The sequence below is a fragment of the Chitinophaga horti genome, from assembly GCF_022867795.2.
GTDB lineage: Bacteria > Bacteroidota > Bacteroidia > Chitinophagales > Chitinophagaceae > Chitinophaga > Chitinophaga horti.
This window is the reverse complement of the sequence record NZ_CP107006.1, coordinates 2,761,429-2,773,749: the sequence shown is the minus strand read 5'-3', so window position 1 is coordinate 2,773,749 and position 12,321 is coordinate 2,761,429. Positions and strand designations below refer to the sequence as shown.

The following is a 12,321-nucleotide window of genomic DNA, read 5'->3' as shown; positions in this document are numbered from 1 at the left end:
ACGTTCGTTAGGTACGGTAATTGAACCTCAACACAAGGAGACACCAAAACTTATTTTATGAGAAAAGAACACATTTCACCTAAACTTCAACAGGAAGAAGGATCTGCCCAGCCTTCTGCAAGCAGCGGCCAGAAACAACGCGTAAAAGACGCAGCATCTAACACCAGTGAGCGCCCTTCGCGCAACCAGGATATAGACAATGCACCTCCTGCGAAAAAGGACGTAGAAAAGAGAAGAGGAATGGGGCGCTAGTCTTGAAACAGCGTACAAAAAAGCGGGCGAAGTTTTACTCCGCCCGCTTTTTTATAACTACTGTATGGTCAATATATCACTGAGCCGCACGTCTGCCGAAGAAGCACCAATCATGATCGTGAAGGTGCCCGGTTCTACGACCCACTTCATGTCTTTGTTCAACAGCTGCAGCATTTCAGGCGTAATACGGAATGTCACCGTCTTACGCTCTCCAGGCGCCAGTTTCACGCGTTGAAAGCCTTTCAGGGACATGATTGGTTGTGCCAGCGATGCCAGGTTGTCGCGAATGTATAATTGCGGGATTTCTTCGCCGGTAACTTTGCCGGTGTTCGTCAGATTAAAACTAACGGAAGCAGGTGCACCCTGTTTAATTTGCAGGTTTTCGTACGCAAAAGTAGTATAACTCAATCCGTACCCAAACGGGAACAGCGGACGGCCACTCAGGTTGTTATAATCGTCGCCGCGGCCTGTCGGTTGGTGATTGTACACCAGCGGCAGTTGTGCTTCATGCACCGGGAAGGTAATCGGTAAACGGCCGGCCGGATTGTATTTGCCAAGCAACACATCTGCCACCGCACTGCCGCCTTCTTCGCCGGGGTACCAGGCCATGAGGATGCTGTTTACACTATCTTTCCAGTTGCTCATCGTGATGGCGCTACCGCCAATCAATACAACGGTAACCGGTTTGCCTAAAGCTGCTACTTCCCTGATCAGTTGCTCCTGCATACCGGGAAGCGAAAGCATCGCCCGGTCACGGAACTCGCCTTCTTCAATGCCCGCGACGATCACCACGGCATCGGCTTTACTGGCAGTGGCTACGGCCTCACGTAACAAGGTTTCGCGTGGATCTTTTTTCTCCAGCACGAGCTGAATTTTACCATTGCCCACGGCTTCGTAAAATTCTATCCTGATCGGGTAACGTTTACCCTTTTCAAATTGATAAGCTGCCAGTTGCGTATGGAACGACGCCTTCGACCAGTTGTCGATCAGCAGCTGATCGTTGAGGTACAGGCGGTAACCATCATTTCCACTAAGGCCGATCTTATAAGTACCGGTACTATCGGGTGTAAATACGCCTTCCCATTTTACGGAATAGAAATCCTGCGTGAGTTTTTCGCTCGGGCGCATGAACGTCCAGTATTTGTCGATGCGCTCATCCACGCCTTGCTGGATGGGTGTACCTTTCAGATTGATATTGTTGTAAAGGCTGTATTGCAAACCTTTCACGTGCGAGCTGCCTTCGTAGTGCGATAACAATGCTGCAGGCAAGGTTTCCCAGGCATGCTCCGCACGGCCGGGGCCAGGAGCGTAGGTAATGCCTTTGTGTTGTGCCTTCAGCGCCTGTAAAATCGATATTTTACGGGTGCCCGGACCGCTATATCCGCCTAATCTTGCTTCTTCCGCATCGATACCTAATAACGCGATGTTACGGGCAGATAAAGGAAGGTTATTGCCTTCGTTCTTGAGTAATACCATCGACTCCAGCGCCGCCTGTTTCGCAATAGGCTTGTGCGGATATTGTTTCGCGGCTTCTTTTTCATCTACATAAGGCTGATCGAACAAACCCAGTTCGAATTTCGCACGCAGCACGCGGGCCACGGCATCGTCAATGCGTTGCTGTGCAAGTTGGCCGTCGTAGAAGTGTGGGTCGAATAGTTTATGATGGGAGTAATCCGTCTGGAAGATAACGTCCAGGCCATTTTCTATCGCGTCTTTAGAAGATTCGGGATAGTCTTTCGTAGTATGATGTAAGACTAATGTACCGCCCGTAGCGCCGGCATCGGAGATGACGAAGCCATTAAAGCCCCATTCCTTTTTTAGTTTGTCCGTCAGCAGCCAGGAATTGGCTGTGGCAGCTTTGCCGTTTACCGAATTGTAAGCGGTCATAACAGACCGGCTGCCGCCTCTTTCAAAGCAGGCTTTAAACGGCAGGAAGTGGGTTTCCTCCAGGTATCGTTCGGTAAAGTTGATGGGGTAGCTGTCGCGGCCACCGTCGCCTACATTCGCAACGAAGTGTTTCGGCGTAGTCACTACGTTCTTATTTTCGAAAGCGCTCACAAATGCGACGCCCATTTCCGAAACCAGGAATGGATCTTCCCCATAAGTTTCTTCCGTCCGTCCCCAGCGCACATCGCTGGCGAGGTTCACCACGGGTGTCAACACCTGGCGGATGCCGCGTTGTTTGGTTTCGTCGGCAATAGCACCGGCTACTTTACGCATCATCGCCGTATCGAAGGTAGCGGCCAGGCCGATAGCCTGGGGGAAGGACGTGGCGCTGTCGCGCAGCAGGCCGTGTAAGGCTTCATCAAAAAACAGGAGGGGAATACCCAGCCTGGTTTGCTCCACGAAGTATTTTTGAATGCTGTTGATCTTCTTTGCGAGTTGCAGGGCGTTCTCGCGGCTGCTGTTGTAGCTTAATAACTGTTGCGCTGCCTCACCGGCGCCCGTACTGGCGGCGCTCACCTGGAAGCCGAACAGGCCGTTTTTGTACTGACCAGGCGTGGCCTTGTCCAGGTCGCCGGGTATCATGAACAGCTGCCAGAACTTCTCTTCCGGCGTCATGCGGGCCAGCAGATCTTTCACACGTTGTTCAACCGGCAGGTTTTTGTTCTTGTACGGGAGTTGTTGTGCTTGTCCCGATTGGCAGATGGCGGTACAGAGTAATGCCCCTAGTAAAATACGTAACATGATGTATGCGAATAATTTACTAAGGTAGAGCATTTTACGATTTCTTCGACTTCCCAAGCCCCACTTTGAAGTCGTCGGGCGTACCGCTCACTTTCACGTTCATGAAGCGCACCTTTTTGTCCTTATCACGGTACTCTATCTCGTCTACCTGCTCCAGGTCCACCTCGGCTTCTTTGCGCCCAAATAACGCCTGGAAGCCTACTTTGGTCACCATCTTCATCGGTATACGCATGTAGTATTCCATTTTGAGGTCGAGCGACTGCCTGCCGGATATTTCCATAAAGCCCAGGGAAGAGTTGATGTTCATTGTAGGGATGTTCAGCTGCCCGTTGGTAAATGTGAGCACGTTCTTCAGCGTGTCGAAGCGTACGTTGCGCAGGTTTTTATCCTTGAAGTAGCCTGCCATGGCCTGCATGGGAGCAAAGTCGACCAGGCTGCCGTTATAGATCGCCACGTCCAGCTCGGCCTTGCTGTCGCTCAACAAGGGTACGAAGTCGGGGTGGAGTTGCACATGGCTCCTGATATTGCCGGTAATGCGGCCTTTGATGTTTTTATTGATTACGAGGTCCTGCCCGAAGTGATCGAGTTTGATCATGAGTTTTTCCAGGTCCACATCGTTTACTTTTATCCGGCTACGGAAGTAGATCTTGTGCGGATCGCTGCCGTTCAGGTAGCCACGCATGCCGATGGCGCCGTCGGCGATCTGCATGCCGAGGGTGTCGAGGTGTACGTAATGGTCTTCCTGCATACGCAGCTTCGTGGTCAGCCCTTTGATCCAGAGTTTATTGTACTTTATCCGTCCAATGTCCGCCTTCACCTCGAATACCGGGAAGGGCATCTCGAAGATGTTATAGGCTTTTGCATGCGCGGAGGAATCCGGTTTCTTCGCCGCGTTTTTGGCCGTAGCGGGCGCTGGCTCATTGCTGGCCGGTACAAAGCTGTAGCCCGTCAGCTGGTCGATGTCCAGGAATCGGGAGCTGAAGTACAGGTAGTTCGTGCGTTTCTTCAGCGTAGTGTCTTTACCGCTATATAACCGCAGGTTCAGGTCGAAGTCGCTGCGGCCTATGATGCCTTTAAGCGTATCTACTTTAATAATTTTGTTAGAACCATACAGGATGTTGCCGCTGACCTTTTCTACGTTGAACTTATGTTGCTTCAGCGCAACGGAAACGTTGGCGATCTTCACTTTCGCGAACCTGAAGGTCGTATCATAACGCAAGTCAGCACGGGCACGGAACCATAGGTTGCTCGCTTCCTCCTCGTGGTAGCCTGCCGGTACATATTTTTTACTGATCGGGCCAAGTAAGTCCGCCATTGCCAGCCGGTTCGATTTGAAGTCGAAAGCTACCTGTGTTTTACCTTTCTTGTGCCCCTGGAACCAAAGCTGGTAGTTGATTACACGGCCACTGAGGTGGAAGTCCGACTGATCTATCATCCCTGCAAAGTCTTTCAGCAACAAAGCCGTATCATTAATGCGCAGCGAAAAGCCCAGGTCATGGAATGCATGTGGGTATTTCTTAAAGGATGCACGTAATTGTTTCAACTGGAACTCGCCACGCGGCAGGGGAGAAGGATGGCGTAATTCCTTTACGGAGGTCGCGAGCGACACGCCGATGTTAAAGCCATTAACTTCTTCGGTGAGTTTGCGGGCCAGGGCGGTATCATAGGCGAATAGTTCTTTCAACACCAGTTTATCGCTGCTCGCATTTAGTGTAACCGTGACCGGTTTATCGTGGCCATGTAACAGCGCCGACAAATCACTGATGGCGCCGTTCATGCGCAGGTCGGAGTTGCCCATTTTTACGCGCATGGTATCAAGCGTGATCTTATTGTCCCTCATTTCCGCGTGCATGTCCAGGTCGCGGATGATGTAGGGTACATTAGGTGCGCTGAAAGACAGATTGGTGACGGTGAGCTCACTCTGCACACCATCTTTCAGCTTATGCAACGCCTGTTCGGGCATACTGAGATCGGTGAATTCGTTGAGATTCATGTCGAGTTTAACCGTACCGCTGATATGCTCCAGGTCGGGAATGCCGAGGAACTCGCCGATGAACTGTAATTCCAGCTGCGAGCGTAATTGCGCGATTACTTTTGGATCGGTAAAGTCCCGTACGATGAAGTTGCCGTCGAAAATGCCCTGTCCGGGCCTTGCCAGTACGTTGGTCATGCGCAGTTCGGACGTACGCAGGGAGTGTTCGGGGCCATTGGTGTAAAAGCCGCTGAAGCCTACCTGGTCTACTTTCCGGTCTGCCCCGGTGTTATGAAAATAAGCGTCTTTACAACCAAAAGTGACTTCTATCAGCGGGAGCTGTGTGTCCGAATAATGGCCTTTTACGATACCGTCGAGGTACAGGGTGGCGTCGTATTTAAAGGGCCTCAACATCGAGTCGAGGTCTTGTGGTATAAAGGCCGATACCAGCTTCATGTCCGGTTCGGCGGCGTGTACTTTGAAGTCTACCAGTTTTTGCAGCAGGTCGGCCGTTCCGGTAATGGTGAATTTGGCCTGCTCCAGTTGGATGCCACCTTCGGGGAGCGCCAGTTGCTGTTTGATCTTGTCGTACCGGGCGGCAATGTCCAGCTCAAATTTCTTGTGGCGGAAGAACGTCGTGTCGGTCGGACTCGTCATGTCCAGCAGCATATCCGTTTCCAGCGAAATGTCGAGCAGGTCGGCCGTGGTGCTGAATCCAGTAGTTAGTTTATTGATATGGGTCGAGAAGCGACGGCCGCTGGCGCGGTCGGTAAACGCGATGTTCAGGTCGCGGATCACCATCTTCTTTAAATGAATTTCCAGGTCGCTCGTATCGGTAGAAGGTGCTGTAGTCGTGTCGGAGGAAAGGTTCTTCGCCTCCGTGATATTCAGTTTCCCGTCGCGCCCGCGCACCAGTTCCACATACCCGCCGCGGAGTACGATGCGGCGTACGTTGTATTTACCTTTGAAGATGTCGGGCAGACTAAACCCTGCGTAGGCATGCTCCAGCTGGTAGATCGGTTTGCCGTTGCGTTGTTTGTTGCCGTAAAACTTTACAGCATGCAGTCCGATCGACACATAAGGAAAGTTCTTGAACAGGTCGATGTTACTCCGTTCGATCGTGAGTTCTCCTTTAAACTGTTTATTCAGCTCTGTGATGGCCAGGTTAGTAAGCCGTTGCTGCTGCGTAAAGAGCAGGATGGCAGCGAGGCCGATGATCGCCGCAAAGCTGATCGCTGCAATAAGAAGTCCCTTTAATACTCGTTTTCTCAGTTTGTTGGCTTTAGGCATGGTCGTCGGGTTCCGTTATATCTCTGCAAATATAGTAATTAATCACTTGTAGATAACAAGATAACGTTATATGAGCTTTGTTTCCTTGTCAAAGTAAACGAATAATCTGCTAAGGTAGTGTTAACATATTTTAGCGCAATTGTTGTATTATAGCGTTGTAAACTGCTGATTTATCCATGAAAAAGTTATCTGCCGACGAGCGTAAAGGACTGCTCAACATCTTACAAACCCGTTTTGAGAAAAATATGCAACGCCACAAGGGTATTAAATGGGCAGATGTGCAGGCCCGCCTGGAAGCGCATCCCGCTAAATTATGGTCGCTGCAGGAAATGGATATTACCGACGGAGAGCCGGATGTGGTAGGATTTGACAAGAAAACCGGTGAATATATCTTTTTCGATTGCGCCGCCGAAAGCCCTAAAGCCCGCCGCAACACTTGTTACGACCGCGCCGCCCTCGACTCCCGCAAGGAACATAAACCGGCGGATAGTGCCATGGATATGGCAAACGCAATGGGCGTCGACATGCTCACGGAAGAACAGTACCGCGAACTGCAGGAGCTTGGCGAGTTCGATCTTAAAACTTCCAGCTGGATACTAACGCCTCCGGCCATCCGCAAGTTAGGTGGCGCGTTGTTCTGCGACCGCCGGTACGATCATGTATTCGTGTATCATAATGGTGCATCTTCCTACTATGGGGTACGCGGATTCCGCGGTTCGCTGAGGGTCTAGCCAATAATCCGTACTTTCGTGCCATAGAACCGATCACCAAAACAATCGAGATGGCACGCTACACTAAATCCACCTTTGATAAAGGGGTTACTATTCCTGGTTTAACCTTTATCATAGGGGTCTGCCTTTGCTCCATGCTTTTCCCTGCAGCAACAGAAGGCGCACTTGACAAAGTAAAACAGTTCATCTTTGTTAAACTGAACTGGGTGTATGTGTGGTCGGTTACGCTGTTCGTGATCTTCATGTTGTACCTGATGTTCAGCCGCTATGGCAAGATCAGGCTGGGCGCCAACGACAGTAAGCCCGAACATTCCTTTTTCTCCTGGATATCCATGCTGTTCGCTGCCGGTATGGGCATTGGGTTGATGTACTTCGCCGTGGCAGAGCCCATGTCGCACTACACGACGGAAGCTTTTGCGGGGAATCACTACATCAACCGGGCGAAGAACGCGCAGTTGTATACGTTCTTTCACTGGGGGATTCATGCCTGGTCGATTTACGGCCTGGTGGGATTGAGCCTTGCTTATTTCGCTTACCGTTACCGTTTGCCCTTATCGTTGCGCAGTTGCCTGTATCCATTATTGAAAAATAAGGTGAACGGGAGATGGGGTAGCGCGATCGATGTATTTGCTTTGTGCAGTACATTCTTCGGGATTACGACTACATTAGGATTTGGCGTGGTGCAGATCAATGCCGGGTTGTCGATCATGAATTTTGTGCCGGGAACATCCTTCCTGTACCAGGTTATTATCGTGGTGTTACTGGTGAGCGTATCCGTTTATTCCTCAGTTTCAGGCGTAGATAAAGGCATTAAGATACTCAGTAACACCAACATCGCCGTGGCCATCGCCCTGCTGTTGTTCGTTTTTGCTGCCGGCCCCACGGTTTACCTGATCGGGAGTTTCACGGAGGGAATTGGCAACTACATCAATAACTTCTTTAACATCACCTTCGATACGCATGTTTATGACGAGGAAACGCTGCCCTGGTTTTATAACTGGAGTATCCTGTACTGGGCGTGGTGGATTTCCTGGGCGCCTTTTGTGGGCCTGTTTATCGCGAGGATTTCGAAGGGTCGTACCATTCGTGAGTTTATCGGCGCGGTACTGATCCTCCCAACGTTATTCAATTTCATCTGGATGACTGTTTTCGGTGTGTCCGCGAGGCCTTCTTTGAGCTGAAGCAGGAGTTTGCAGCTAATGGTATCACTGTCAACATCAATAGCGAACCTGGTCGTATGGAGATAGAGATCCCGCACGATGTGGTCAATAACTTCGTCTACGACATCAAAACGCAGACTAAAGTCGTTTCAGAGTTTGTGATGACGGAAGAGAACCTGCCCGAACTGCCGGACAATATGACCTATTATCCGAAGACTTACTTCGGTGATGCGCGGGAAGGGTATGATGTGCAGTACTTTAAGAAGAACGAGTTAATCAGCGATGTGCTGAAGCACTACGAGCGGTTTTTGGAGATCATTTCGGAAGAGGCGAACGAGATCTTTATTAGTAATAATGCGAACGGGAGATAGTCGCCGCATCAATCTTCCAATCCCTTTCCCGCCAGGATCTGCGGCACGTACTTCTCAATCCTCGACTGCCGCGTTTTAGCCTGCTTTGCGGAGGCGAAATACAACAGGTAGCCGCGCTGCCTGCCTGGGGTCAATGCTTCGAAGGCTTGCTTCAACACAGCATCCTTATCCAGCCGTTGCTGAAACTCTTCAGGCATGGTAAACCCGGCCGTCTTTTTCAGGACAGGCTTCAATCCCGCGCGTTCTATATCGATGGCCTGCGCGATGTATGATTTAATAACAGGGGTGAGTTTCTTTACTTCCTGAGGACTTTTGAAACGCATTTGTCGCGCTGCCTGTACATTCTCCGTCTGCTGTATCAGTACGCCGTTCACATCGTTGATCAAAGCGCCTTTGTGAAACAGGATGGCGCAGTAATCTTTGAACCCATGGATCAATACCACGTTGGTGCCTTCGTAAGTGTAGCAGGGCACGCCCCACTTCAGTTCTTCCGTAAGACCAGTCGCGAGGATGATCATTCTTAATTGTTCATATTCCTCCTGCCATTTTTTGGCTTTGGCGAAAAAGAAATCAACCTTTGGATTCATACCGATGGATTTATGCGTGAACAGGAACGAGTTTTCTTTGCAGCGGACGGAAGTACCACGATAACACGGTTAACGCGAGCAGCAGCAACAAAGGTAAGATGGTAGTGAAAGCATCACCGGCGGCTATATGTGAGAAGATTGCGCCCGTGGTGAGGAAAAAGAAACCGGCATACGCCCATTCCTTCAATAGCGGTAAACGCGGGGCAAGAATAGTGATGACACCCAGTATTTTCCAGATGCCGACGAGGGTGAGCACGTAAGCGGGATAGCCGAGTTTTAACATGTAGGCCGTTTCTTCTTCCATTTGAAGTAACTGCACGACTGCCGTGCTTACCATACCTAATGCCAGCCAAAGCGTCGCTACCCAGTAGATGATCTTTTGCGTTTTTGTCATAACGTATTATTTAAGTTTAGCAACAATTTCCTGCAGTTTATCGTGCGCCATATTAATGCCGTAGGCGAATGGCATTTTGAGCATCGTGTCGCGGTCGGCGCCGGACTTGTATACGATTTGCATCGTGAGTTTGCTCCTGTCTTCGGAGAGCGCTTCGAAGGTTAAGAACTCCAGCTGGGGTGGAAAAGGCGTATTGTTCATTTCGAAAGTGCGAACGATCAGTTGTTCCGGTACAAAGTCATGTATCACGCCATGCATGCTCACCATCACCTTGCCCTGTGGATCGCTGGTTTCGAACTCCCAGCCGCCGTGGCGTTTGTTTTCGAGCTTCAGCACTTTGGTGCCCATCCACTGTTCTACGATCTCTGGTTCCACATAGGCTTTGAAAAGTAGTTCCACCGGCAGTTCAAATTCGCGGGTGATCACCAGGTCATGTTTGCCTTCCTGTGCGTCCAGTTTTGTTTTGCGTTCCATGATGCTGTTATTTTTTAGGTTTGTAGTTTTTCATAATGCTCTCCAGCTTGTTAAAGCGATCGTCCCACAACTGGCGGAAGGGCTCGAGGAAATCGGCGATCTCTTTCATTTTGTGTGGATTTAACTGGTAATGAACTTCCCGCCCGTTCTGCTCCTGCGTCAATAACTCGCACTCCGTCAGTATCTGTAAATGCTTGGATACAGTAGGCCGCGCCGTATCAAAATTAGCCGCAATCGCGCCCGCCGTCATTGACTGTGAGGCGACGAGCAATAGAATTGCCCGGCGCGTGGGATCTGCAATCGCTTGGAATACATCTCTTCTCAGGTTCATTGTGTAGCTATTTGACTACAAATATATGTGTAGTTATTTGACTACGCAAATATTTTTTGTGGAGACTACTTCGTGACTGATGTGGAAGTCCGTTTCCCTTTGCTCGCAATGATGAGGGTTAACGAGTGATCATTCCTTTCTGTCCGTGCGACCGCCGGGAGAATATCGTTTTGGGTAGTCTTCCGGCGAACAACGCGCAAAAGTTAATACAGCGTTAATACGCACTACTCTTTTTTGATCTTAAGTTTGTACGGGGAACAAAGTGTTCAAAGAATCATGCGATCAAGTTTACCGGAACAATCAGATGTATCGTTGTTGAATGAATGCAGAAAAGGCAATACCAGGGCCTTTGATGTGTTGTTCGATCGCTATTCCGGTAAGTTGTATCATTATGGATTAAAGTACATGAAGAACGAGGCGCTGGCCGAGGAAGCCATGATGGACCTCATGTTCTGGCTGTGGGACAAACGCGAACAGTTGCCTGTTGATGTGCAGCTCGCACCGTACTTGTTCCGCGCGATGAAGCACGCCATTATCAAAGCGTTAACCCGTCATCAAACGAATACGGTACCACTCGATTTTGCCAGTGATCCTTATACGGAAGATGCTGATAACCGCATCCGTCACAATGAATTACAGGAGGCTTACCACGAAAAGCTGAACACGCTCAGTTCGCAACGCCAAAAGGTGTTCAGGATGAGCCGTCACAATGATTTGTCGCACGCGGAAATAGCCAGGGAACTGGATTTATCGGTGTTTACGGTGAAGAACCATATCAAAGCGTCCCTTGCTTACTTGCGAGATGAACTGAAGGACTATACAGATATTACAACCCTTGCACTGCTGATCTTCTTTCTTTGAAAAAATATTTTGCGGAAGATTAGCCCCTCGCACTTATTTATGGCCTTTATATAGTAGGTAGGCAATACTACCTGTATAACATGGCAAATACTGTTACCAAAGCATTACTGGAAAAATACCTGGATAACCGCTGCACACCCGAAGAGGTAGTACTGGTGGAAATATACCTGCAACAACCTGGCAGCGACGCTGCGCTGAATGCCGTGCTGGCCAGTCGGTTGGAGGCCGACATGGAACTAAGCATGCAGGCACCAGAAGATGAGGTGCAAAAAGCGGCCTGGTCGGCACGTATGCGTAGCCGTATGGGCCGCGGCGCTAAAATACGCCCGATGGGCATCTGGAGATACGCGGCCATCGGTGCTGCGGTACTCGCCGGCGTGGGTGGATTTACGTTGTTACGTATGCATAAACCGGCTACACAATCCGTAGCACTGCTATATAAAAACAATCCACAGGGCCAGCGGGCGATCATTCACCTGGCCGACGGCTCGGTGATCCACCTGGGGGCTGGCAGTCGCCTGGATTATCCCGAAGCCTTCACCGGCGAAAAACGCGAAATATCGCTCACGGGAGAGGCTTACTTTGAAGTGGCGGAAGATCCTGCGCACCCTTTCGTTGTACGCACGGGGAGCGTAGCTACGACGGTACTGGGTACCTCTTTTAAGATCAGTGCTTTTGGCGGTAAACCATTATCCGTAGCGGTAGCTACCGGGAAGGTGCGTGTGGACTATGAAGAAAGGGAACTGGCGGTGCTGACACCCGGTAAACAAATGACCTGGAACAGCGGTAACGCCCAACTGGCGGATGTAGCCGTAGCGGATATAGAAGGTTGGCAGAAGGGGAGACTGATGTTTAATAGTCAGTCTTTACAAGAAGTGGCGGCGGATCTCGAACGCTGGTATAATGTGAAGATCAGCTTTGTGTCTTCAGAAAAAGCAACAGCGAAAATTACGGTCACGCTCTTCGGCAGCGCGCCTTTAGATAAAACCTTGCAGACACTTGCCGCGGGAAGCGGTTTCAGTTATAAGATCAATGGCCGGGATGTGCTGATTCAGTAACCTATAAAATATACCAATGAACTAACGTTACAGCCAACAACAAAAAACGTCCCTGCCGGTAAGCAGGAACGTTCGAAAGATTTATTCAGGCCGCTGAGAATTTTCTCAGGATCGACAGCAGCCGAACAGTTAACAGATTGCCCGGTTGTACC

At 50.1% G+C, this 12,321-nt stretch carries 12 protein-coding genes; 6 read left to right on the top strand and 6 right to left on the bottom strand.

Going from position 1 to position 12,321, the window contains the following annotated elements:
- Window positions 1-57 precede the first annotated feature (57 nt).
- Window positions 58-252, top strand: coding sequence for a hypothetical protein (locus tag MKQ68_RS11145; RefSeq protein WP_244843137.1), 195 nt, complete (start codon window positions 58-60; stop codon window positions 250-252).
- Window positions 253-309: 57 nt separating this feature from the next.
- Here the strand turns inward: MKQ68_RS11145 and MKQ68_RS11140 are convergent, their stop codons facing one another.
- Window positions 310-2,940: a glycoside hydrolase family 3 N-terminal domain-containing protein gene (locus tag MKQ68_RS11140; RefSeq protein WP_264283362.1), complete on the bottom strand. Its 2,631-nt coding sequence runs from the start codon at window positions 2,938-2,940 to the stop codon at window positions 310-312.
- A 34-nt stretch (window positions 2,941-2,974) separates the two neighbouring features.
- Window positions 2,975-6,202 (bottom strand): AsmA-like C-terminal region-containing protein, encoded by a 3,228-nt coding sequence (locus MKQ68_RS11135; protein WP_264283361.1) that lies wholly within the window; start codon window positions 6,200-6,202, stop codon window positions 2,975-2,977.
- 176 nt (window positions 6,203-6,378) lie between these two features.
- Between MKQ68_RS11135 and MKQ68_RS11130 the strand changes: the two genes are divergently transcribed.
- From MKQ68_RS11130 to MKQ68_RS11120, 3 genes are read left to right on the top strand one after another with little or no spacing between them, the layout of a single operon-like run.
- Window positions 6,379-6,933 carry a DUF4256 domain-containing protein gene (locus tag MKQ68_RS11130; protein ID WP_264283360.1) on the top strand — a complete coding sequence of 185 codons (555 nt, stop codon included), beginning with the start codon at window positions 6,379-6,381 and terminating at the stop codon, window positions 6,931-6,933.
- Between the two features lie 50 nt (window positions 6,934-6,983).
- Window positions 6,984-8,114: a BCCT family transporter gene (locus tag MKQ68_RS11125; protein WP_264283359.1), complete on the top strand. Its 1,131-nt coding sequence runs from the start codon at window positions 6,984-6,986 to the stop codon at window positions 8,112-8,114.
- Window positions 8,115-8,170: 56 nt separating this feature from the next.
- Window positions 8,171-8,464, top strand: coding sequence for a hypothetical protein (locus MKQ68_RS11120; RefSeq protein WP_244843131.1), 294 nt, complete (start codon window positions 8,171-8,173; stop codon window positions 8,462-8,464).
- A gap of 8 nt (window positions 8,465-8,472) precedes the next feature.
- On the opposite strand, the gene MKQ68_RS11115 is transcribed toward MKQ68_RS11120, so the two are convergent.
- The 4 genes from MKQ68_RS11115 to MKQ68_RS11100 are packed head-to-tail and all read right to left on the bottom strand — an operon-like array spanning window position 8,473 to window position 10,250.
- Window positions 8,473-9,051, bottom strand: coding sequence for a YdeI/OmpD-associated family protein (locus tag MKQ68_RS11115; protein ID WP_244843130.1), 579 nt, complete (start codon window positions 9,049-9,051; stop codon window positions 8,473-8,475).
- A 10-nt stretch (window positions 9,052-9,061) separates the two neighbouring features.
- The gene (locus tag MKQ68_RS11110; protein WP_244843129.1) at window positions 9,062-9,445 is read right to left on the bottom strand and encodes a DoxX family protein; all 384 of its coding nucleotides are present in this window, start codon (window positions 9,443-9,445) and stop codon (window positions 9,062-9,064) included.
- A 6-nt stretch (window positions 9,446-9,451) separates the two neighbouring features.
- Window positions 9,452-9,919 carry an SRPBCC domain-containing protein gene (locus MKQ68_RS11105; RefSeq protein WP_244843128.1) on the bottom strand — a complete coding sequence of 156 codons (468 nt, stop codon included), beginning with the start codon at window positions 9,917-9,919 and terminating at the stop codon, window positions 9,452-9,454.
- 7 nt (window positions 9,920-9,926) lie between these two features.
- On the bottom strand, window positions 9,927-10,250 hold the full coding sequence (locus MKQ68_RS11100; protein ID WP_244843127.1) for an ArsR/SmtB family transcription factor: 324 nt from the start codon (window positions 10,248-10,250) through the stop codon (window positions 9,927-9,929).
- A 276-nt stretch (window positions 10,251-10,526) separates the two neighbouring features.
- Here MKQ68_RS11100 and MKQ68_RS11095 point away from each other — a divergent pair, with 276 nt between their 5' ends.
- Complete coding sequence (locus MKQ68_RS11095; protein WP_244843126.1) at window positions 10,527-11,111, top strand: RNA polymerase sigma-70 factor; 585 nt, start codon at window positions 10,527-10,529, stop codon at window positions 11,109-11,111.
- Between the two features lie 80 nt (window positions 11,112-11,191).
- Entirely contained in the window at window positions 11,192-12,169 is a 978-nt protein-coding gene (locus tag MKQ68_RS11090) for a FecR family protein (RefSeq protein ID WP_264283358.1), read from the top strand.
- The last annotated feature ends 152 nt before the right edge of the window (window positions 12,170-12,321 follow it).